Origin of the sequence: Streptomyces sp. NPDC048623, assembly GCF_040650755.1 — a bacterium.
Lineage (GTDB): Bacteria > Actinomycetota > Actinomycetes > Streptomycetales > Streptomycetaceae > Streptomyces.
Window position 1 is genome coordinate 187,460 of the sequence record NZ_JBEZHV010000006.1, and the last position, 20,991, is coordinate 208,450.

Sequence of the window (20,991 nt, forward strand, 5' to 3'; positions counted from 1 at the left end):
CGGGCGGGGGCCGGCCCGCACCGCCGGCCCCGCCCCCTCTCAGTCCTCGTGCCCCAGTTGCAGGTCGCGTTCCGTGCGGCCGCCGCCCGCCAGGTGGAGGACCGTGGCGACCGGGGGATAGCCGGCGGCGATCACCGTGTACTCGCCGGACGAGAGGTTCACGAAGCGGAAGGTGCCGTCGGCGGCGGTGGTGAGGGTGTCGACGACGTTGCCGGCCGCGTCGAGGAGGGTGACGCGGGCGTCCTCGACGGGGCGGCCGGCGCCGGCGCGTACCGTGCCGCGCAGGACCGCGCCGCCCGCGAGTTCGATGTCCTGGCGGGTCTCGCGGGAGGACTGGACGGTGACCGGGAGGGCGGCCGGCCGGAAGGCGGGGGCGCTGGCGGCCAGGGTGTACTCGCCGGCGACCAGTTCGCCGATCACGTAGCCGCCCTCGCGCCCGCTGCGGGTGGAGGCGACGACCTCGCCGCGTACGTCGGTGAGGGTGACGGCCGCGTCCCGCACCGGCGTGCCGTCGGCGGTGAGCACGGTGCCGGCGAGCCGGCCCGCTCCGCCGAGGACGACGTCGAGCTCGACCGGCCGGTCCCCCACGGTCACCGAGACCGCCTGCGGCTGGTGTCCGCCGGCCGCGGCGATGAGGACGTACGAGCCGGATCCGGGCACGCTCAGCGCGTACCGGCCGTCGTCGCCGCTCGCTCCGCGGCCGATCTGGCGGCCCTGGACGTCGATGAGGGTGAGCGCCGCGCGCGGCACGCAGCTCCCGTCGTGGTGCTGGACGGTGCCGCAGACCGGCACCCCGGCCGCGTACCCGGTCCGGGCCTGCGGGATCGGGGCCGGAGCCTCGGCGGCCAAGGATTCGGCGACGGGGGCCTCGGTGGTGGCGTGGGTGTGGTGGGACACCAGCGGTTTCTCCTTGAGCAGGAAGGCGAGGACGAGGCCGAGCGCGAGGACCGGCACGAGGTAGAGGAAGATCCGGGGCATCGCGTCGGCGTACGCCTGGACGAACGCGTCCCGCAGGGCGGGCGGCAGCGCGTGCACGGTCTGCGGGGTGACGGAGTCGGCGGGCGGGAGCACGGCGGTGCCGTCCCTGGGCAGCCGCTCGGTGAGGGCGTCGTCGAGGCGCGCGGCGAAGAGCGTGCCGAAGACGGCCGCGCCGACGCTGCCGCCGATCTGCCGGAAGTAGTTGTGGGCGCTGGTGGCGGTGCCGAGGTCGGCGGGGCGTACCGAGTTCTGCACGGCGAGCACCAGGACCGGCATGATCAGGCCGATGCCGACGCCGAGGACGGCCTGCCAGAGGCTGTGCTGGAGCCGTGGGGTGTCGGTGTCCATCCGGGAGAGCAGCCACATGCCGAGGGTGGCGACGGCGGCGCCGGCGATCGGGTACGCCTTGTAGCGGCCGGTGCGGCTGATGAGCTGCCCGGAGACGACGGACGCGACGACGATGCCGCCCATGAGCGGGAGCATCAGGAGGCCGGACTCGGTGGCGGTGGCGCCCTCGACCATCTGCAGGAAGGTGGGCAGATAGCTCGCGGCGCCGAAGAGGGCGATGCCGACGACCGCGCCGACCAGGCTGGTGACGGTGAAGACGGAGTCGCGGAACAGGCGCAGCGGGATGAGGGGTTCGGGCGCGAAGCGCTCGACGACGAGGAAGAGGACGGCGGCCACGGCGGCACCCGCGCCGAGGCCGAGGATGACACGCGAGTCCCAGGCGTACTCCGTGCCGCCCCAACTGGTCAGCAGTACCAGGCAGGTGGAGGCGGTGGCGAGCAGCAGCGCGCCGAGCACGTCGAAGCGGGCGCGGGCGGCGGGCCGGGGAAGCTTCAGGACCAGGGCGACGACGACCAGGGTGACCAGGCCGAAGGGCACGTTGAAGTAGAAGCACCAGCGCCAGGAGACGTGGTCGGTGAAGAAGCCGCCGAGCAGCGGTCCGGCGACGGAGGCGAGTCCGAAGGCGGCGCCGATGAGGCCCATGTAGCGGCCGCGTTCCCGGGAGGGCACGATGTCGGCGATGATCGCCTGGACGCCGATCATGAGTCCGCCGGCGCCCGCGCCCTGGAGGGCGCGGAAGGCGATGAGCTGGTCCATGGTGTGCGACCAGCCGGCCAGTCCCGAGCCGATGACGAAGACCACGATGGCGAAGAGGAAGACACCCTTGCGGCCGAGGAGATCGCCGAGCTTGCCGTAGACGGGCAGGCCGATGGTGGCGGTGAGCAGATAGGCCGTGATCGCCCAGGACATCCGGTCCAGGCCCTGGAGTTCGCCGACGATCTTCGGCAGGGCGGTGGCGACGATCATCTGCTCCAGCGCGGCGAGGAGCAGTGCGAGCATGAGGCCGACGAAGACGAGCCGGACGCGGCGGGGGTCGAGGGCGGGCCCGGATGCGGGACCCAGAGGGTCCGAAGGATCCGCGGGGGCCGCGGGGGCCGCGGGGCTCTCGGCGCCCGGAGCGGCCGGAGCGGCCGGATCCCGGAACGTGTCAGAGGACGGGTCGCGGGACGGGTGGTGGGGTGGTTCGCCCGCGAGGGGCGGTTCCGCGCCCTCGGCCGTTTCGGCGTCTTCCACGCTCGTGATGGCACCCACGTACTGCTCCCCTCGTCACGGCCTCTGCGCGCGTCATTCTTCGCATTGGGCGCGAAGCGGGAGCAAGTCGGGCGGCACGGGGGACAGGTGGGGCCGGAGTGACTGAACGTCCCTGCGGGACGGCGCACTTGGGGCGCTCATCAGCGCGTTTGCCGGGTGGCGCGCGACCCCCGGGTGCGCCGGGCACTCTTGCGGGGGTCGCGGGGAAACCACTCGAATCGGTGACGATTCCGGGCGTTACTCCAGGGTTCCGGTTTCCCGAGGCTACTTCTCGACCTCGGCGGCGAGGTTGGCGAGCACCGCGTCGTAGATGCGGCCGAGGCCCTTGGGGGCGAAGGTGCGCTCGAAGAAGCCGCCGATGCCGCCGGCGCCGTTCCAGACGGTGGTGACGACGGCCTTCGACCGGCCCTCGCCGGCCGGAGTGACGGTCCAGGTGGTGACCATGGAGGAGTTGCGGTCCTTCTCCACGAGCTGCCCGTCGGTGGGCTCGGTGACCTCCAGGAGGCAGTCCCGGACGCGCTTGCTGGTGGCCTGGAGCTTCCAGTGGACGAGGGTGCCCTCGCCGTCGCCGCCCTCGCGCACCTCGTACTCGCTGAAGTGCTCGGGGAGCAGCTTCCCGCGCGTGCCGGTGTAGTCGGCGAGCGCGTCGAACACCGTCTCCGCGTCGGCGGCGACGATCCGCTCCGTCGTGGCCTCGACCTGCGCCATGGCACTTCCTCCAGTGTGATCTCTCGGGGATGTGCCCCCAGCCAATCACCTGCGGACCGGGGCCCAAAATCCGGGTTGCGGCGATCAAGGGAACATATGTTCTAATCTGGGACCACCTGTCACCGAGGAGGCGTCCATGCGCTGGGACCATCTGGCCGACACCCCCGCCGCTCCCGCCGAGACCGCGCTGTTCGGCCGGGACGCGGTGACCACCCGTACCTTCGACACACCCGAGTTCCACGGGATCACCTTCCACGAGATACGGGCGCGCTCGATCGTCAACCGGGTGCCCGGGGCCTCCCGCATGCCGTTCGAGTGGACGGTCAATCCGTACCGCGGCTGCACGCACGCGTGCGTGTACTGCTTCGCCCGCAAGACCCACGCCTATCTGGATCTGGACACCGGCACCGGCTTCGACTCGCAGATCGTGGTGAAGGTGAACGCGCCGCGACTGCTGCGCGCCCAGCTCGCCTCCCCGCGCTGGCAGGGCGCGCACATCGCGATGGGCACCAATGTCGACTGCTACCAGCGCGCGGAGGGCCGCTACCGGCTGATGCCGGGCATCCTGGAGGCGCTGCGCGACCACGCCAACCCCTTCTCGATCCTCACCAAGGGCACGCTGATCCTCCGCGACCTGGAACTGCTCAGGCAGGCCGCCGAGGTGACCGAGGTCGGCGTCTCCGTCTCCGTCGGCTTCACCGACCGGGAGCTGTGGCGCACCGTGGAGCCCGGCGCCCCGGCCCCCGAGCGGCGCCTGGACGTGGTCCGCACCCTCGCCGGTCACGGCATGGACTGCGGGGTCCTGATGGCCCCGGTCATCCCGTTCCTCGGCGACCGGCCGGAGCAGCTGCGCGCCACCGTCCGCGCGGTCGCCGAGGCCGGCGCCACCTCCGTCACACCGCTGGTGCTGCATCTGCGGCCGGGCGCCCGCGAGTGGTTCCTCGGCTGGCTCGGCCGCCACCACCCCGGACTCGTCACCCGTTACGAGCGGATGTACGCGGGCGGCGCCTACGCGCCCACCTGGTACCAGCGCCGGATCACCCGTCAGGTGCACGAGCTGGCGGCCGAGTTCGGTATCGGACCGGGCGGGCGCCGGGTGAGCTCACCGTCACGCACGGAATCCGTGCCCGACCCGGCACCCGGCCTCCACGCAGGCGTGCCGGCGGCCGAGCAGCTCACCCTGCTGTGAGCGCCCGCCCTCCGCCACGTCACTGACGGCGTGTCAGTCCGCCGAACGGGTCAACTCTGCGCCGAGACGGTCCTCCCGAGCCCGCGAGGGGGCACGGACGGCGTATGAAACCCCGCGCAGGAATGCTGATCGCCGCTGGGGCGCTGGTCGCCGGGACTGTCACCGTCCTGCCCGCGCCCGCCGTCGCCGCGGCCGACCCCGAGCCGGCCACCCGGCCGATCGCCCCGCTCACCTGGACCGACTGCCCGACCAAGGCGTATCCCAGGCTCCAGTGCGGCACCCTCAGGGTGCCGCTCAACCACGACGACCCGGCCGGCCGGAGCATCTCGCTCGCCCTCACCCGGGTCGCACACACCGCCAAGACCTTCCAGGGCCCCCTCCTGGTCAACCCCGGTGGCCCCGGCGGCAGCGGCCGCGGGATGGCCGGGTACGTCGCGGCCTCACTGCCCGCGAAGGTGGCCGGGCAGTACGACGTCATCGGCTTCGACCCGCGCGGCGTCGGCAAGAGCGAGCCCGCCCTGAACTGCCGCCCGGGCCACTTCGATCCGGTGCGCCCCGACTCGGTGCCGCAGGGCGCCGAGGGCGAGCGGGCCGGTGTCGAGCGGGCCCAGGCCTTCGCCAAGGCCTGCGGCGACAAGTACGCCGACGTGCTGCCGTACATCGACACCGTCTCCACGGCCCGCGACATGGACGCCATCCGGGCCGCGGTGGGCGCGCCCAAGGTCAACTACCTCGGGTACTCCTACGGCACGTACCTGGGCGCCGTGTACGCGCGGCTCCACCCCGAGCGGGTGCGGCGGATGGCGCTGGACTCCGTGGTCAACCCGCACGGTGTCTGGTACGAGGACAACCTCGCCCAGGACTACGCCTTCGACACCCGGCAGAAGGACTTCGCGGCCTGGGTGGCCCGCAACGACGCGACCTACCGGCTCGGCACCGACCCGGCGGCGGTCGAGGCCGCCTGGTACCGGATGCGCGACGAGCTGCGGGCCACACCCGCGGGCGGCAAGGTCGGTCCGGGCGAGCTGGAGGACACGTATCTGCCGGGCGGCTACTACAACGGCTACTGGCCGCGCCTCGCGGCCGCCTTCGCCGCGTATGTCAACGACCACGACAGCGCGCCGCTGGTCGAGGCGTACAAGGCCTACGCTGCGGCGGACTCGGCCGCCGACAACGGCTACTCGGTCTACACGAGCGTTCAGTGCCGTGACGCGGCCTGGCCGCGCGACTGGAGCGTGTGGCGCAAGGACAACTGGGAGACGCACGCCAAGGCACCCTTCTCCACCTGGAACAACGCCTGGTACAACGCGCCGTGCGCCTTCTGGCCCGTCGACCCGCTGTCCCCGCCGGACGTGCGCAACGACCAGGTCCCGCCGGTGCTCATCCTCCAGGCCACCGACGACGCCGCCACGCCGTACGAGGGCGGGGTCGCGCTGCACCGGATGGTGCACGGCTCCAGCCTGGTCGTCGAGGAGGGCGGCGGCAACCACGGTGTGACGCTGGCCGGCAACGACTGCATGGACGAGCACCTCGCCACGTACCTCTCCACCGGCAAGGTCCCGCGCGGCGCGGACGGCGCCGAGGCGGACGCGGTCTGCGACACCCTCCCGGAACCGGAGCCGGCGAAAGCCGCCGAGACCCGCGGCACGGCTCCGTCGGCCGGCATCACTCTTCACGGCCTGCTCGGTCACGTGCACTGACACGCCACGCCGTCGGCCGGCCGGTCGTCCCGACAGGCCGGCCGGAGAGTTTTCCACAGATCGACCGGGGGCGGTCCCGGGTGTCAGTCGCGTGGTTCAGGATGTGAGTCATGAGTACGCAACTGACCCATGTGGCCGCCCCCGAGGGGCTCGCGCCCAGTCCGCAGTTCAGCCATGTCGTGTGGGGCACCGGCCGGTTCGTGGCCGTGTCCGGCCAGCTCGCCCTGGACGCCGCGGGCGAGGTCGTCGGCACCGGTGACGCCGCGGCGCAGGCCCGGCAGGTCTTCGCCAACGTCGGCCGCTGCCTGGCCGCGGCCGGAGCGGGATTCGAGGACGTGGTGAAGCTGACCTACTTCGTCACGGACATGGCGCACATGCCCGCGATCCGCGCGGCCCGCGACGCGGCGTTCGACCGGCTGCCGCTGCCGGCCAGCTCGGCGGTCCAGGTGAGCGCGCTGGTGCTGCCGGCGCTCCTCGTGGAGATCGAGGCGTTCGCGCTGATACCGGAGGACCGGGCCATACCGGAGGACCGGCACACCGCCTGACGCCGCCCGCCTCCGACGGGACGCACATCACAGTCGCCGCAAGGCCTCCCGGGCCGCCTCCCCGAGCCTCGGGTGCGGCAGCGCGGCGGTCAGGACCTCACGTGCCGCCGGGTCGCCGAGGGCGCCGAGCCCCTCGACGCAGGCGAGGCCGACCCGCCAGTGCGGATCGGCGGGCGCGAGCCTGCGCCGGAGGACCGTGACGAGGGCGGGGGCGCTCTCGGGAGCGCGCAGCGAGGCGAGCAGGCGGACCGGCAGCAGGGCGTAGGCGACGCGGAGTTCGTTGGTGGCGAGCGCGGCGGCGGCGCGGGCGGTGCGCGGGTCGCCGAGGCGGGTGAGGGCGTGGGCGGCGGAGACGCAGCGCGCGGGGTCACGGTGGTTGAGGAGCAGCACGAGCGCCTCGAAGGCGCGCCGGTCACCGGCCAGGCCGAGCCGGAAGGCGGCGATCTCGCGGACCCAGAGCGGCTGCCCGGGGGCGGTGAGGGCGGCGTGCAGTTCTTCCGTGCCGAGCGGCCCGGCGAGTTGTTCGAATGCCGCCGGGACTTCGTCGCCCGCATTCCCGAACTCTTCCCGCAAACGATCGATCATCGAGCAGAATTCGGGGTCCTCGGCGAAATTCACGAATTCGACCATGTTTTGGAGCGTAGCCGCGATCCAGATCACACTTTCTCAACTTCTGAGGACTGGCGCGCTCGTTACCCGGCAGTTAATCTCAGGTGAGCGGGACACCCCCCGCACTTCGCACGACGGCCTGGTGACGCAGCCGTTGTGTTCGTTCGTTCGGTTCGGCAGTTTTCGGCGTGACTCCGGGACAGAGTCCGTCGCCCTCTTTCGCACGCCCTCCGGGCCCATCGCGCCTTTCCGGGCCCCCGCGTGCCTCGCTTTTCGCGCACTGCCTTCAGTCGTCACTCTTCCTCTCAGGAGTCCCCTGATGGACACCCCTCTCTCCACCATCGCCGTCGTCGGTCTCGGCACCATGGGCGCGGGCATCGCCGACGTCCTCGCCCGGGCCGGCCGCGAGGTCATCGGCATCGACACCGACGAGAACGCGGCCGCCCAGGCCGTCGCCGCCCTGGAGGCCTCCACCGCCCGTGCGGTGGCCCGCGAGCGCATCACCGAGGAGGAGCGGCAGGACGTCCTCGCCCGGTTCCGTACCTTCTCCGACCTCCAGGCCGCCGCCGCGGCCGACCTCGTCATCGAGGTCGTGCCCGAGTCGTACGAGACCAAGCACGAGGTCTTCCGGGCCCTGGACGGCATCGTCCGCCCCGACGCGATCCTCGCCACCGGCACCAACGCCCTCTCGGTGACCCGGCTCGCCGCCGACTCCGCACACCCGGAGCGGGTGCTCGGCCTGCACTTCTTCACGCCGGTCCAGGCGATGAAGCTGGTCGAGGTGGTGTCCTCGGTGCTCACCGACCCGCGGCACGTGGACGCGGTCACCCGGCTCGCCCAGGAGCTCGGCAAGGAGCCCGTCGCGGTCGGCGACCGCCCCGGTTTCGTCGCCGACGGGCTGCTCTTCGGCTACCTCAACCAGGCCGCCGCGATGTACGAGGCCCGCTACGCCTCCCGCGAGGACATCGACGCCGCCATGCGGCTCGGCTGCGGTCTGCCGATGGGCCCGCTGGCCCTGCTCGACCTGATCGGCATCGACACCGCCCGTACGGTCCTGGAGGCCATGTACGCCTCCTCGCAGGACCGGCTGCACGCCCCGGCCCCGATCCTCAAGCAGCTCAGCGAGGCGGGTCTGACCGGCCGCAAGTCCGGCCGCGGCTTCTATACGTACGAGGCGCCGGGCTCGGCCACCGTGGTCGACGACGCGCTCACCCCGCAGCAGTCCGCGACCGGCGCCGGCGGCCGTGAGGTCCGTTCGGTCGGTGTGGCCGGTTCGGGCACCATGGCCTCCGGCATCGCCGAGGTCTTCGCGAAGGCCGGGTACGAGGTCGTCCTGGCCGCCCGCTCGCAGGAGAAGGCGGACACCGCCAAGGCCCGGATCGCCAAGTCGCTGGGCCGCTCCGTGGACAAGGGCCGGATGACCGGCGAGGCCCGCGACGAGACGCTGGCCCGGATCGTCCCGGCCGGCTCGCTCGACGCCTTCGCCGAGGTCGACCTGGCCGTCGAGGCGGTCGCCGAAGACCTGGAGGTCAAGCAGGACCTGTTCGCCCGCCTGGACAAGATCTGCAAGCCGGGCGCGGTGCTCGCCACCACCACCTCCTCGCTGCCCGTCGTCGCCTGCGCGAAGGCGACGAGCCGCCCGCAGGACGTCATCGGCATGCACTTCTTCAACCCGGCGCCCGCCATGAAGCTGGTGGAGATCGTCCGTACGGTGCTGACCGCCGACGACGTCCACGCCACCGTCCGCGAGGTCACGGAGAAGATCAGGAAGCACGGTGTGGACTGCGGCGACCGGGCCGGCTTCATCGTCAACGCGCTGCTCTTCCCGTACCTCAACAACGCGGTCAAGATGGTCCAGGAGCACTACGCCACCCTGGACGACATCGACGCCGCGATGAAGCTGGGCGGCGGCTACCCGATGGGCCCGTTCGAGCTGCTCGACGTGGTCGGTCTCGATGTCTCGCTCGCCATCGAGAAGGTGCTGCACCGCGAGTTCCGCGACCCGGGCCTGGCCCCGGCGCCGCTCCTGGAGCACCTGGTGGCCGCGGGATGCCTCGGCCGCAAGACGGGGCGCGGCTTCCGCGAATATGCCCGCCGCTGAGCCCCAGCCGCCCCGGCCGGGAGCGTACGGGGGATGGGGAGGGCTGCTGAGCCCGCCGGGCACCGCCGGTGCCGGGCCGGGCTCCCCTCCCCCACCTGGGCGCACTGCCGCTCCGATGCAGTACGTTCGGGACATGTCCAAGGCCGCGAAGACACCCCGTGCCACGTCCACGCCCGACGCCCCGGAGAGCGCGGCGGGGACCCGTGCCGCCGCGCAGCGGCTGAAGATGCGCCGGGAGCTCGCCGCCGCGGCGATGGAGCTCTTCGCCACCAAGGGCTACGAGGCCACGACGGTCGACGAGATCGCCGCGGCCGCCGGGGTGGCCCGGCGCACCTTCTTCCGGCACTTCCGCTCCAAGGAAGAGGCGATCTTCCCGGACCACGACGACACCCTGGTGCGCGCCGAGGCGGTGCTGAACGCCGCCTCGCCGCACGAGCACCCGCTGGACACGGTGTGCCGGGGCATCAAGGAGGTCATGAAGATGTACGCGGGCTCGCCCTCGGTCTCCGTGGCGCGCTACCGGCTCACCCGTGAGGTGCCGACGCTGCGCGAGCGCGAGATCGCCTCGGTGGCCCGTTACGAGCGTCTCTTCACCCGCTATCTGCTCGGGCACTTCGACGAGCGCGACCACCACTACGGCAACGACGATCCGCTGCTCGCCGAGGTGGCGGCGTCCGCCGTGGTCACCGCGCACAACCATGTGCTGCGGCGCTGGCTGCGGGCCGGCGGTCAGGGCGACGTGGAGGCGCAGCTGGACCACGCCTTCGCGATCGTGCGGGAGACCTTCGGCAGCGGTATAGGCGCCCGGCCCGGCACCGTGCCCGCCGAGAGCGCCAGGGGCGCGGACGAAACGGTCCGGCCGGCCGCCGCCACCGCCTCCACGACGGGCGACGTGGTGGTCGCCGTCGCCCGGACGGACGCACCGCTGGACGAGGTCATGCGGACGATCCAGCAGGCGCTCAAGAAGAGCTGAACATCGCCTCACGGCCGTCTCACGGCCACCTCACGACGAGGGCCGCTCCCGGATTCCGGGGGCGGCCCTCGTCGTTTCCGGGTTCCCCACCCCGTATCCGCCCAGTTCAGGGGCCCATTCGATCGATCATCGCTCATCCGTGACCACCAGATTGCATCTGAGTGAAATTGTTGGCACGGAGTGCCTTGTCAGGTGACACGGCGTGCCATACGTTGATGTTGTCCGGGCGGCCGGCGCGCAGAGATCACCTCGTGCGCCGGCTGTCCCCACAAGCAATCCCGCGAGTGCGCCCGGACGCCTGCGTCACAGGCACCTCCTGCGCCCCACCACGGCGCCGCCACCGCTCCACCGCGCCGAACCGACGGCACACCTCCACAGCACCAAACCCCGACGTAACCCTCAGCGCGTCCCCGTGGACGCCGCACCGCCGGAGGCATCCCGTGAAGGACATCCTGGACGCGATCCAGTCGCCCGACTCCACGTCGGCGGACTTCGCCAGCATCAAGCTCCCCGAGTCGTACCGCGCCGTGACCGTCCACAAGGACGAGCAGGAGATGTTCGCCGGGGTCGCCAGCCGCGACAAGGACCCGCGCAAGTCGCTCCACCTGGACGACGTCGCCCTCCCCGAGCTCGGCCCGGGCGAGGCCCTCGTCGCCGTCATGGCCAGCTCCGTGAACTACAACTCGGTGTGGTCCTCGATCTTCGAGCCGATGTCGACCTTCGGCTTCCTGGAGCGCTACGGCCGCCTGTCCGAGCTCACCAAGCGCCACGACCTGCCGTACCACGTCATCGGCTCCGACCTCTCGGGCGTCGTGCTGCGCACCGGCCCGGGCGTCAACGCCTGGAAGCCCGGCGACGAGGTCGTCGCGCACTGTCTGAGCGTGGAGCTGGAGTCCTCCGACGGCCACAACGACACGATGCTCGACCCCGAGCAGCGCATCTGGGGCTTCGAGACCAACTTCGGCGGCCTGGCCGAGATCGCCCTGGTGAAGTCCAACCAGCTGATGCCGAAGCCCGGCCACCTCAGCTGGGAGGAGGCGGCGGCGCCCGGCCTGGTGAACTCCACCGCGTACCGCCAGCTGGTCTCCCGCAACGGCGCCGGCATGAAGCAGGGCGACAACGTGCTCATCTGGGGCGCGAGCGGCGGCCTCGGCTCGTACGCCACCCAGTTCGCCCTGGCCGGCGGCGCCAACCCGATCTGCGTCGTCTCCTCCCCGGAGAAGGCCGCGATCTGCCGCTCCATGGGCGCGGAGGCGGTCATCGACCGCAACGCCGAGGGCTACAAGTTCTGGAAGGACGAGCAGAACCAGGACCCGCGCGAGTGGAAGCGCTTCGGCGGCAAGATCCGCGAGCTGACCGGCGGCGAGGACGTGGACATCGTCTTCGAGCACCCGGGCCGCGAGACCTTCGGCGCCAGCGTCTACGTCACCCGGAGGGGCGGCACCATCGTCACCTGCGCCTCGACGTCGGGCTACAAGCACGAGTACGACAACCGCTACCTGTGGATGTCGCTGAAGAAGATCATCGGCTCGCACTTCGCCAACTACCGCGAGGCGTGGGAGGCCAACCGCCTGGTCGCCAAGGGCAAGATCCACCCGACGCTCTCGAAGGTCTACTCCCTGGAGGAGACCGGCCAGGCCGCGTACGACGTGCACCGCAACCTGCACCAGGGCAAGGTCGGCGTGCTCGCCCTCGCGCCCCAGGAGGGCCTCGGCGTCCGCGACGAGGAGCTGCGCGCCCAGCACATCGACGCCATCAACCGCTTCCGTAACATCTGACCCAGGGACCACAGATGACAGAGCGCCAGAAGGGCGAGCGGCAGAAGGACCGGCCGTGGCTCATGCGGACGTACGCCGGTCACTCGACCGCCGAGGCGTCGAACGAGCTCTACCGGCGGAACCTCGCCAAGGGCCAGACCGGCCTCTCGGTCGCGTTCGACCTGCCCACGCAGACCGGCTACGACCCCGACCACGTCCTCGCCCGCGGCGAGGTCGGCCGGGTCGGGGTGCCCGTCTCGCACCTCGGTGACATGCGGCGGCTGTTCCAGGACATCCCCCTGGAGCAGATGAACACCTCCATGACCATCAACGCCACCGCCATGTGGCTCCTGGCGCTCTACCAGGTGGTGGCCGAGGAGCAGGGCGCGGACATCACCAAGCTCCAGGGCACCACCCAGAACGACATCGTGAAGGAGTACCTGTCGCGCGGGACGCACGTCTTCCCGCCCGGCCCCTCGCTCCGCCTCACGACCGACATGATCGCGTACACGGTCAACCACATCCCGAAGTGGAACCCGATCAACATCTGCAGCTACCACCTGCAGGAGGCCGGGGCCACGCCGGTCCAGGAGATCGCGTACGCCATGTCGACCGCCATCGCGGTCCTCGACGCCGTCCGCGACTCCGGACAGGTCCCCGAGGAGCGGTTCGGCGAGGTCGTCGCCCGTATCTCGTTCTTCGTGAACGCCGGCGTCCGGTTCATCGAGGAGATGTGCAAGATGCGCGCCTTCGGCCGCATCTGGGACACCATCACCCGTGAGCGGTACGGCATCGAGGACGCCAAGCAGCGCCGCTTCCGCTACGGCGTCCAGGTCAACTCGCTCGGCCTGACCGAGGCCCAGCCGGAGAACAACGTCCAGCGCATCGTCCTGGAGATGCTGGCCGTGACGCTGTCGAAGGACGCACGCGCGCGTGCCGTCCAGCTGCCGGCCTGGAACGAGGCGCTCGGCCTGCCGCGCCCCTGGGACCAGCAGTGGTCGCTCCGTATCCAGCAGGTGCTCGCCCACGAGTCCGACCTGCTCGAGTACGAGGACATCTTCGCCGGCTCGCACGTCATCGAGGCCAAGGTGGACGCCCTGGTCGCCGAGTGCACGGCCGAGATCGAGCGGATCCAGGAGATGGGCGGCGCGATGGCCGCCGTCGAGTCCGGCTACCTCAAGGCGCAGTTGGTCTCCTCGCACGCCGAGCGGCGCGCCCGCATCGAGTCGGGCGAGGAGAAGATCATCGGCGTCAACATCTTCGAGACGACCGAGCCCAACCCGCTCACCGCCGACCTGGACACCGCGATCCAGACGGTCGACCCGGCCGTCGAGGCCCGCGTCGTGTCCGCGCTCGGCACCTGGCGCGACACCCGCTACCAGCCGCCCTTCAACCACCCGCGGCCGTGCAAGGCCCTGGAGCGGCTGAAGGAGGCCGCGAAGGGCACCGGCAACCTCATGGAGGCCACCCTGGAGTGCGCCCGCGCGGGTGTCACCACCGGCGAGTGGGCCGGGGCGCTGCGCGAGGTGTTCGGCGAGTTCCGGGCCCCGACCGGTGTCTCCTCCGCCCCCGTGGCCGTCCCGGCCGAGGAGGGCTCCCCGCTCGCCGAGGTGCGCCGCAAGGTGGACCGCACGGCGGCGGACCTGGGTGTCGGCAAGCTGCGCTTCCTGGTCGGCAAGCCGGGCCTGGACGGGCACTCCAACGGCGCCGAGCAGATCGCCGTACGGGCCCGCGACGCCGGGTTCGAGGTGGTCTACCAGGGCATCCGGCTGACCCCCGAGCAGATCGTGGACGCGGCCGTCGAGGAGGATGTGCACGCGGTCGGCCTGTCGATCCTGTCCGGATCGCACGCCCAGCTCGTGCCGGACGTCCTCGACCGCCTGAGGACGGCGGGCGCGGCCGACATCCCGGTCGTCGTCGGCGGGATCATCCCGAACGCCGACGCCGAGGAGCTGCGGGCGGCCGGCGTCGCCGCCGTGTTCACCCCGAAGGACTTCGGCATCACCGGGATCATCGGCCGTATCGTCGACGAGATCCGCACAGCGAACAAGCTCAGCCCCCTTGAAAGTACGGAGGTCCCCGCATGACCAGCAGCACGCCCCTGAACCGGCTGCGCCCGCGCCGCTCCTGCCTCGCGGTGCCCGGCTCGAACCCGCGCTTCCTGGAGAAGGCCCAGGGCCTCCCGGCCGACCAGGTCTTCCTGGACCTGGAGGACGCCTGCGCGCCGCTGGCCAAGCCGGACGCCCGGCACACCATCGTGAAGTTCCTCAACGAGGGCGACTGGACCGGCAAGACCCGCGTGGTCCGCGTCAACGACTGGACGACCCACTGGACGTACCGCGACGTGGTCACGGTCGTCGAGGGCGCCGGCCAGAACCTCGACTGCATCATGCTGCCGAAGGTGCAGAACGCCGAGCAGATCGTCGCGCTCGACCTGCTGCTCACCCAGATCGAGAAGACCATGGGCTTCGAGGTCGGCAAGATCGGCATCGAGGCGCAGATCGAGAACGCCCAGGGCCTGAACAACGTCAACGCGATCGCGCAGGCCTCGCCGCGCGTCGAGACGATCATCTTCGGCCCGGCCGACTTCATGGCCTCCATCAACATGAAGTCGCTGGTCGTCGGCGAGCAGCCGCCCGGCTACCCGGCGGACGCCTACCACCACATCCTGATGAGCATCCTGATGGCCGCCCGCGCCAACAACCTGCAGGCGATCGACGGCCCGTACCTGCAGATCCGCAACCCGGAGGGCTACCGCGAGGTCGCCCGCCGCTCGGCCGCCCTCGGCTTCGACGGCAAGTGGGTGCTGCACCCGGACCAGGTCGCCGCCGCGAACGAGATCTTCTCGCCCTCGCAGGAGGACTACGACCACGCCGAGCTGATCCTGGACGCGTACGACTACTACACGTCCGAGGCCGGCGGCAAGAAGGGCTCCGCGATGCTCGGCGACGAGATGATCGACGAGGCCTCCCGCAAGATGGCCCTGGTCATCTCCGGCAAGGGCCGCGCCGCCGGCATGCAGCGCACCACCAAGTTCGAGATCCCGGAGGCGTAGCACCATGCAGTTCGGCCGCACCTACGAAGAGTTCGAGATCGGCGCCGTCTACAAGCACTGGCCCGGGAAGACGGTCACCGAGTACGACGACCACCTCTTCTGTCTGCTGACGATGAACCACCACCCGCTTCACATGGACGTGAATTACGCGGAGAACACGACGGACTTCAAGAAGAACGTCGTCGTCGGCAACTACATCTACTCGCTGCTGCTCGGCATGTCCGTGCCGGACGTCTCCGGCAAGGCCATCGCCAACCTGGAGATCGAGTCGCTGCGTCACGTGGCGCCGACCTTCCACGGCGACACCATCTACGGCGAGACCACGGTCCTCGACAAGACGCCGTCGAAGTCGAAGAGCGACCGCGGCATCGTCTACGTCGAGACCAAGGGCTACAAGCAGGACGGCACCCTGGTGTGCGTCTTCCGCCGCAAGGTGATGGTCCCGACCGCCGAGTACATCGACGCGCGCGGCGGCGAGCAGCCCGGCCGCCCCGAGCTGAAGGAACAGGGGAAGTAGTCATGGCGCGACTCGCCCAGACCCACGGTCTGACCGACGTCCAGCAGGAGATCCTCTCCACCGTCCGCGACTTCGTCGACAAGGAGATCATCCCGGTCGCGACGGAGCTCGAGCACCGCGACGAGTACCCGCAGCAGATCGTGGACGGGCTGAAGGAGCTCGGCGTCTTCGGTCTGATGATCCCCGAGGAGTACGGGGGCCTGGGTGAGTCGCTGCTCACCTACGCGCTGTGCGTGGAGGAGATCGCGCGCGGCTGGATGTCGGTGTCCGGCATCATCAACACCCACTTCATCGTGGCGTACATGCTGAAGCAGCACGGCACGCAGGAGCAGAAGGACTACTTCCTTCCGCGGATGGCGGCCGGCGAGACGCGCGGCGCGTTCTCGATGTCGGAGCCGGGTCTCGGCTCGGACGTGTCGGCGATCACCTCGAAGGCGGTCAAGGACGGCGACGAGTACGTCCTCAACGGCCAGAAGATGTGGCTGACGAACGGCGGCACGTCAACGCTGGTCGCCGTTCTCGTCCGAAGTGACGAAGGACACCCCGAGGGCACCGCCCCGCACAAGTCGATGACGACCTTCCTCGTCGAGAAGGAGCCCGGCTTCGGAGAGGTCCGCCCCGGCCTCACCATTCCCGGCAAGATCGAGAAGATGGGTTACAAGGGGGTCGACACCACCGAACTCATCATGGACGGACTGCGCATTCCGGCCAATCGGGTCCTCGGCGGGGTCACCGGCCGAGGGTTTTACCAAATGATGGACGGCGTGGAGGTCGGCCGCGTCAATGTGGCGGCCCGTGGTTGCGGTGTCGCGCAGCGTGCTTTCGAACTCGGCGTCCAGTATGCCCAGCAGCGTCACACTTTCGGCAAGGCGATCGCCCAGCACCAGGCGATCCAGTTCAAGCTCGCCGAGATGGCTACCAAGGTCGAGGCCGCTCATGCCATGATGGTGAACGCAGCACGCAAAAAGGACTCCGGGGAACGAAACGACCTCGAAGCAGGGATGGCGAAGTACCTCGCCTCCGAATACTGCAAGGAGGTCGTCGAGGATGCCTTCCGTATTCACGGTGGCTACGGGTTCTCGAAGGAGTACGAGATCGAGCGCCTCTACCGCGAGGCCCCGATGCTGCTCATCGGTGAAGGTACCGCCGAGATCCAGAAAATGATCATCGGTCGACGGCTGCTCGAGGAATACCGATTCCAGGGTTGATTGTCGGATTTGGGTCGGTTTGGCCGCGAAGAAGATCACACCCCGTGTTCGTCTTCCGGCCGCCGACTCGGCTTCTGGCTTGCCCAGTTGCGGCCCGCAACCGATAGCATCGCCGCAAAGCCGCCGTCCCCCGTTGTAAGCGCGGCATCATCCGCTACGAAGGTCATCCATGCCCCACAGCCAAACCTCTGCACACCGCGACCGCCTCAAGGGCGTCCGCATCGCTCGCGGAGCATCGCCGTGGCTTCTGCCGACCGTCGCCACCGCGGCGCTGAGCCTCGCGCGCTCGCGCAGGTCGACGCGTGCCAAGGCCATCGCCGTGCCGGCCACCGCTCTCGCGGCCGGCATGCTGTGGTTCTTCCGCGACCCCGAGCGCGAGATCGCTCAGGGCCGGGTCATCTCGCCCGCCGACGGCGTGGTGCAGAGCATCATGCCGTGGAAGGACGGACGCACCCGCGTCGCCATCTTCATGAGCCCGCTGAACGTCCACGTCAACCGCGCGCCGCTGGCCGGCACGGTGACGTCCGTGGAGCACGTCCCCGGCGGCTTCGTGCCGGCGTTCAACAAGGAGAGCGAGAACAACGAGCGCGTTGTCTGGCACTTCGACACCGAGCTCGGTGACATCGAGATGGTGCAGATCGCCGGCGCCGTGGCCCGGCGGATCGTGCCGTACATCCCGCAGGGGACGAAGGTCGAGCAGGGTGACCGGATCGGACTGATCCGCTTCGGATCGCGGGTCGACATCTACCTCCCGGAGGGTGTCGAGGTCGCGGTCGAGGTCGGTCAGCCCACGACTGCGGGGGTGACTCGCATTGACCGTGATTGATCCCGACACACGGGCGGCCGACTGGGTCGCCGAGTCGGAGGCGGACGCCGACGACGCCGAGGAGATGCCGCTGTCGCTGAGGCTGTCCATAGCGGACGCCCTCACGCTCGGTAACGCCACGTGCGGCTTCATGGCGGTGTACTTCACCACCACCGGCATCCTCATCCCGCACCTCACCGGCAGCGGGGTGGAGACCGGCATGGCGCGGCACTCCGCCGCGACGGCCGTGATCCTGATGCTCGGAGCGGCGATCTTCGACCTCTTCGACGGCATCGTGGCGCGCAAGCTGCGCAGCTCGCCGATGGGCGCCGAGCTCGACAACCTGTCGGACCTGATCAGCTTCGGCCTGGCGCCGGCGTACTTCGTGCTCGTGTACGGCATGGTCGCGGACGACGCCCACCAGAAGGTCTCGGCGGTGGCCGCGATCGTGGTGCTGCTCGCGGTGGTGCTGAGGCTCGCGCGGTTCTCGTGCGTGACGATGAAGGACGGCATGTTCCAGGGCATGCCGAGCCCGTTCGGCGCGCTGACGGTCGTGTCGATCATCCTGCTTGAGCTGCCGTTCATCCCGACCCTGCTGGCGATCATCGGCACGGCGTGGCTGATGGTGAGCCGGGTCGAGTACCCGAAGCCGCGGGGTGTCCTCGCGGTGGCGATGCTCAGCTGGATCGTCGGAGCGATGGCGATGCTCGCGGCCTGGGCGTTCGACGCGCCGGGCGGCCAGTTCCTGCTCCAGGCCGGGTGCGCCCTCCAGGTGGTCCTGGGCGCCGTGATCCCCCTCTTCGCGACGGCCAGGCGAGTGAACACCTTCCGCGACAACCGGCGCGAGAGCCGCGAGGCGCGCCAGGCGGAGGCCGCGCAGCTGCGGTAGCGGTACCGGCTTGTGAAAGGGCCCCGGATGCTTGTCGCGTCCGGGGCCCTTTCGTCTGCGTACGCCCGGCGAGGGGCTGAAGCCCGGGCGAAGCTTTCGCGGCCGGCCCGCGCGCCGTGGGGCGGCTCTGCCAGGGTGGCGCGCGTGACGATGACGACGCACAGGTATGTGTTACGCCGCCGCAGCCGCCTTCCGGGCGGCGTCCTCCTCGCGGCCGCGGTCCTCACGGCGGTGGCGTACCCCCTGGGGTCCCGGGCCGCCGAGTCGAGCAGGCTGCTCGTCCTGCTCACCGTGTTCGCGCACCTCTGGCCCTTCCTCCTCGCCACCGCCGTACTCCTGGCCCCGGCCGTCTGGCTGCTGACCCGCCAGGTGGCGGTACGGGTGCCGGTCCTCGTGCTGTGCGCGGGCGCCGCGCTCGCCGCCGTACCGCTCGCGCGGACCGGCGCAAGCTGGGACGAGATCGGCCTGGTCCCGGCGCCCGCCGGTGTGGACCGCCGGGTCGTGGTCGAGTCCGGCCCGAACGCGATCGACCCGCCCTGGCGCGTCACGGTCGTCGCCGGCTCCGGCCTCGCCGCCCACTCCTGGCCCGCCACCACCTTCCGGGGCGCACCCGAGGACTACGCCCACGCCGAGATCACCTGGCGCGGCCCGGACGAGCTGCGCATCGTACGGAACGGAAGCGAGGTGACGACGGTCCTGTTGGACCCGCACACGGGCGAGCCGGTGCGGGAGCGGACGGTCCGGTGAGGGGGGGCCGGGGCCGGGGAAACGAGCCGGGCGCTGTGGCCCGAGGCCGGGGGCTGGGTCCGGGGCGGAGCCCGAGGCCCAAGCCAGGGCCGGGACCCGGGGCCAGGGCCGGGGTCTGAAGCCCAGAGCCCGGACCCAGGCCCGGGGCCAAGGCCGGGCGGGCCGGGGCCAGGGGGCCGAGCCCGTGGACAGGGCCCGGGGCCAGAGGTCAAGGTCGGGGTCCAGGGCCCAGAGGTCAGGGTCCGGAGCCGGCGCCAGCGGCCCGGGGCCAGGGGGCCGAGCGCGGCGCCAGGTGCCGGGGCCGGGTAGCCGGCGGCAGCGGGCCGGAGGCAGACGCCGGGTGCCAGGGCCGGTCCGGGGCCGGCCCCGGACGCCTGGGCTTGCGCCCTACAGCAGGAAGTCCCGCGCGATGTGGGACGCGACCTCTTCGAGCAGGGGGCCCGCGTGCGGGATGGACTTGGACGGGTCGGGTTCCAGGGCGCTCAGCGGGTAGGCGCGGCGGATGCCCGCCGCGCCGAGGGCCTCGGGCGGGAGGGCGAGGCGGCCGCAGACCGCGACGACCTCCTTGCCGGCCGCGCGGGCGGCCGCGGCGACGCCCGCCGGGGCCTTGCCGTGGAGGGTCTGCTCGTCGAGGGAGCCCTCGCCGGTGATGACCAGGGTGGCGCGCTCCAGGGCCGGGGCGAAGCCGAGGACCTCCAGCATCAGCTCGATGCCGGGTCGGAAGCTCGCACCGAGCAGCAGCGCGCCGTAGCCGATGCCGCCCGCGCCGCCCGCGCCCGGGGAGGCGGCGAGCTCGGCGGCCCGGGGGCCGATGGCCTTCTCCAGGACCTGCGCGTAGTGCGCGAGGGCCGCGTCGAGCGTCTCGACGTCCTCGGGGCTCGCGCCCTTCTGCGGGCCGTACACCGCCGCGCAGCCCTTCGGGCCGGTGAGCGGGTTGTCCACGTCACTGGCGAGGACGAAGTCGACGCCGGCGAAGCGCGGGTCGATGCCCGACAGGTCCGCGGAGGCCAGGTTCGCCAGGGCGCCGCCGCCCGGGCCGACCGGCGCGCCCTCCGCGTCCAGGAACACCGCGCCGAGCGCGGCCAGCATGCCGGCGCCGCCGTCGGTGGTGGCGCTGCCGCCGACGCCGAAGACGAGCGTCGTGGCGCCCGCGTCGACCGCGGCGCGCAGCAGCTCGCCGGAGCCGTACGTGGTGGCGGTGAGCGGCGCGAAGACGCCGGCGGGCAGGAGCTGGAGGCCGGAGGCCTCCGCCATCTCCACCACCGCGGTGGTGCCGCGCAGCGCGTACGCCGCGGTGACGGGCTCGCCGAGGGGCCCGGTCACGGTGACCTCGCGCCGTTCGAACCCGGCCGCCACCGCCGCGGCCACGGTGCCGTCGCCGCCGTCCGCGACGGGCAGCGTCTCCACCCGCAGGTCCGGGACGACCCGTCGCAGCCCCGCTGTGACCCGCTCCGCGACCTGCACGGCCGTGAGCGAACCCTTGAACTTGTCGGCCGCGACGAGCACGCGTGCGACCACAGAAACTGCTCCGTCCGTCACCTTGCATCCCTTGCTTTCGAACAGGCAGTCGCGCCAGGGCCGACCTTATCCGTATCGCGAGAGCGCAGGCCA

The 20,991-nt window shown here is 71.4% G+C and carries 17 protein-coding genes; 13 read left to right on the forward strand and 4 right to left on the reverse strand.

The genetic code is table 11. The features are described from left to right. Positions 1 to 39 precede the first annotated feature (39 nt). The gene (locus AB0C73_RS11595) at positions 40 to 2,388 is read right to left on the reverse strand and encodes an MFS transporter (protein ID WP_362528040.1); all 2,349 of its coding nucleotides are present in this window, start codon (positions 2,386 to 2,388) and stop codon (positions 40 to 42) included. A gap of 453 nt (positions 2,389 to 2,841) precedes the next feature. Then, the gene (locus AB0C73_RS11600) at positions 2,842 to 3,285 is read right to left on the reverse strand and encodes an SRPBCC family protein (RefSeq protein ID WP_362527647.1); all 444 of its coding nucleotides are present in this window, start codon (positions 3,283 to 3,285) and stop codon (positions 2,842 to 2,844) included. A gap of 136 nt (positions 3,286 to 3,421) precedes the next feature. Here AB0C73_RS11600 and AB0C73_RS11605 point away from each other — a divergent pair, with 136 nt between their 5' ends. The 3 genes from AB0C73_RS11605 to AB0C73_RS11615 all read left to right on the forward strand — a co-directional run bounded on the left by AB0C73_RS11605 (position 3,422) and on the right by AB0C73_RS11615 (position 6,719). Then, a complete protein-coding gene (locus AB0C73_RS11605; protein WP_362527649.1) occupies positions 3,422 to 4,474 on the forward strand; it encodes an Rv2578c family radical SAM protein in 1,053 nt (350 codons plus the stop codon). A 104-nt stretch (positions 4,475 to 4,578) separates the two neighbouring features. Next, positions 4,579 to 6,174, forward strand: coding sequence for an alpha/beta fold hydrolase (locus AB0C73_RS11610; RefSeq protein WP_362527650.1), 1,596 nt, complete (start codon positions 4,579 to 4,581; stop codon positions 6,172 to 6,174). A 110-nt stretch (positions 6,175 to 6,284) separates the two neighbouring features. Continuing rightward, a complete protein-coding gene (locus AB0C73_RS11615) occupies positions 6,285 to 6,719 on the forward strand; it encodes a RidA family protein (RefSeq protein ID WP_362527652.1) in 435 nt (144 codons plus the stop codon). Positions 6,720 to 6,746: 27 nt separating this feature from the next. On the opposite strand, the gene AB0C73_RS11620 is transcribed toward AB0C73_RS11615, so the two are convergent. Then, the gene (locus tag AB0C73_RS11620) at positions 6,747 to 7,349 is read right to left on the reverse strand and encodes an adenylosuccinate lyase (protein WP_362527654.1); all 603 of its coding nucleotides are present in this window, start codon (positions 7,347 to 7,349) and stop codon (positions 6,747 to 6,749) included. 298 nt (positions 7,350 to 7,647) lie between these two features. Here AB0C73_RS11620 and AB0C73_RS11625 point away from each other — a divergent pair, with 298 nt between their 5' ends. The 10 genes from AB0C73_RS11625 to AB0C73_RS11670 all read left to right on the forward strand — a co-directional run bounded on the left by AB0C73_RS11625 (position 7,648) and on the right by AB0C73_RS11670 (position 19,380). Next, a complete protein-coding gene (locus AB0C73_RS11625; protein ID WP_362527656.1) occupies positions 7,648 to 9,429 on the forward strand; it encodes a 3-hydroxybutyryl-CoA dehydrogenase in 1,782 nt (593 codons plus the stop codon). Positions 9,430 to 9,562: 133 nt separating this feature from the next. Beyond that, complete coding sequence (locus AB0C73_RS11630) at positions 9,563 to 10,402, forward strand: TetR family transcriptional regulator (protein ID WP_362527659.1); 840 nt, start codon at positions 9,563 to 9,565, stop codon at positions 10,400 to 10,402. Positions 10,403 to 10,842: 440 nt separating this feature from the next. Further along, positions 10,843 to 12,180: a crotonyl-CoA carboxylase/reductase gene (gene ccrA / locus AB0C73_RS11635; RefSeq protein WP_362527662.1), complete on the forward strand. Its 1,338-nt coding sequence runs from the start codon at positions 10,843 to 10,845 to the stop codon at positions 12,178 to 12,180. Positions 12,181 to 12,194: 14 nt separating this feature from the next. Continuing rightward, positions 12,195 to 14,246 (forward strand): protein meaA, encoded by a 2,052-nt coding sequence (locus AB0C73_RS11640; protein ID WP_362527663.1) that lies wholly within the window; start codon positions 12,195 to 12,197, stop codon positions 14,244 to 14,246. After that, positions 14,243 to 15,214, forward strand: a complete 972-nt coding sequence (locus AB0C73_RS11645) for a CoA ester lyase (protein ID WP_362527666.1) — start codon at positions 14,243 to 14,245, stop codon at positions 15,212 to 15,214. The genes AB0C73_RS11640 and AB0C73_RS11645 overlap by 4 nt, the downstream gene beginning before the upstream one ends. A 4-nt stretch (positions 15,215 to 15,218) precedes the next feature. Continuing rightward, the gene (locus AB0C73_RS11650) at positions 15,219 to 15,731 is read left to right on the forward strand and encodes a MaoC family dehydratase (protein ID WP_128981445.1); all 513 of its coding nucleotides are present in this window, start codon (positions 15,219 to 15,221) and stop codon (positions 15,729 to 15,731) included. A 2-nt stretch (positions 15,732 to 15,733) separates the two neighbouring features. After that, the gene (locus AB0C73_RS11655; protein WP_362527668.1) at positions 15,734 to 16,939 is read left to right on the forward strand and encodes an acyl-CoA dehydrogenase family protein; all 1,206 of its coding nucleotides are present in this window, start codon (positions 15,734 to 15,736) and stop codon (positions 16,937 to 16,939) included. A 169-nt stretch (positions 16,940 to 17,108) separates the two neighbouring features. Continuing rightward, positions 17,109 to 17,765: a phosphatidylserine decarboxylase gene (locus AB0C73_RS11660; protein WP_362527671.1), complete on the forward strand. Its 657-nt coding sequence runs from the start codon at positions 17,109 to 17,111 to the stop codon at positions 17,763 to 17,765. Then, entirely contained in the window at positions 17,758 to 18,633 is an 876-nt protein-coding gene (gene pssA, locus AB0C73_RS11665; protein ID WP_362528042.1) for a CDP-diacylglycerol--serine O-phosphatidyltransferase, read from the forward strand. Before AB0C73_RS11660 ends, pssA begins: the two co-directional genes overlap by 8 nt. A 150-nt stretch (positions 18,634 to 18,783) precedes the next feature. Continuing rightward, on the forward strand, positions 18,784 to 19,380 hold the full coding sequence (locus AB0C73_RS11670; protein ID WP_362527673.1) for a hypothetical protein: 597 nt from the start codon (positions 18,784 to 18,786) through the stop codon (positions 19,378 to 19,380). A 387-nt stretch (positions 19,381 to 19,767) separates the two neighbouring features. Here AB0C73_RS11670 and AB0C73_RS11675 read toward each other — a convergent pair whose 3' ends face one another. Then, a complete protein-coding gene (locus AB0C73_RS11675) occupies positions 19,768 to 20,919 on the reverse strand; it encodes a glycerate kinase (protein ID WP_362527676.1) in 1,152 nt (383 codons plus the stop codon). Between the last annotated feature and the right edge of the window lie 72 nt (positions 20,920 to 20,991).

Coding starts and splice junctions, on each gene's coding strand:
- AB0C73_RS11600 (WP_362527647.1), bottom strand. CDS start 3,285: ATGGCGCAGGTCGAGGCCACGACGGAGCGGATCGTCGCCGCCGACGCG.
- AB0C73_RS11605 (WP_362527649.1), top strand. CDS start 3,422: ATGCGCTGGGACCATCTGGCCGACACCCCCGCCGCTCCCGCCGAGACC.
- AB0C73_RS11610 (WP_362527650.1), top strand. CDS start 4,579: ATGAAACCCCGCGCAGGAATGCTGATCGCCGCTGGGGCGCTGGTCGCC.
- AB0C73_RS11615 (WP_362527652.1), top strand. CDS start 6,285: ATGAGTACGCAACTGACCCATGTGGCCGCCCCCGAGGGGCTCGCGCCC.
- AB0C73_RS11620 (WP_362527654.1), bottom strand. CDS start 7,349: ATGGTCGAATTCGTGAATTTCGCCGAGGACCCCGAATTCTGCTCGATG.
- AB0C73_RS11625 (WP_362527656.1), top strand. CDS start 7,648: ATGGACACCCCTCTCTCCACCATCGCCGTCGTCGGTCTCGGCACCATG.
- AB0C73_RS11630 (WP_362527659.1), top strand. CDS start 9,563: ATGTCCAAGGCCGCGAAGACACCCCGTGCCACGTCCACGCCCGACGCC.
- AB0C73_RS11640 (WP_362527663.1), top strand. CDS start 12,195: ATGACAGAGCGCCAGAAGGGCGAGCGGCAGAAGGACCGGCCGTGGCTC.
- AB0C73_RS11645 (WP_362527666.1), top strand. CDS start 14,243: ATGACCAGCAGCACGCCCCTGAACCGGCTGCGCCCGCGCCGCTCCTGC.
- AB0C73_RS11650 (WP_128981445.1), top strand. CDS start 15,219: ATGCAGTTCGGCCGCACCTACGAAGAGTTCGAGATCGGCGCCGTCTAC.
- AB0C73_RS11655 (WP_362527668.1), top strand. CDS start 15,734: ATGGCGCGACTCGCCCAGACCCACGGTCTGACCGACGTCCAGCAGGAG.
- AB0C73_RS11660 (WP_362527671.1), top strand. CDS start 17,109: ATGCCCCACAGCCAAACCTCTGCACACCGCGACCGCCTCAAGGGCGTC.
- AB0C73_RS11670 (WP_362527673.1), top strand. CDS start 18,784: ATGACGACGCACAGGTATGTGTTACGCCGCCGCAGCCGCCTTCCGGGC.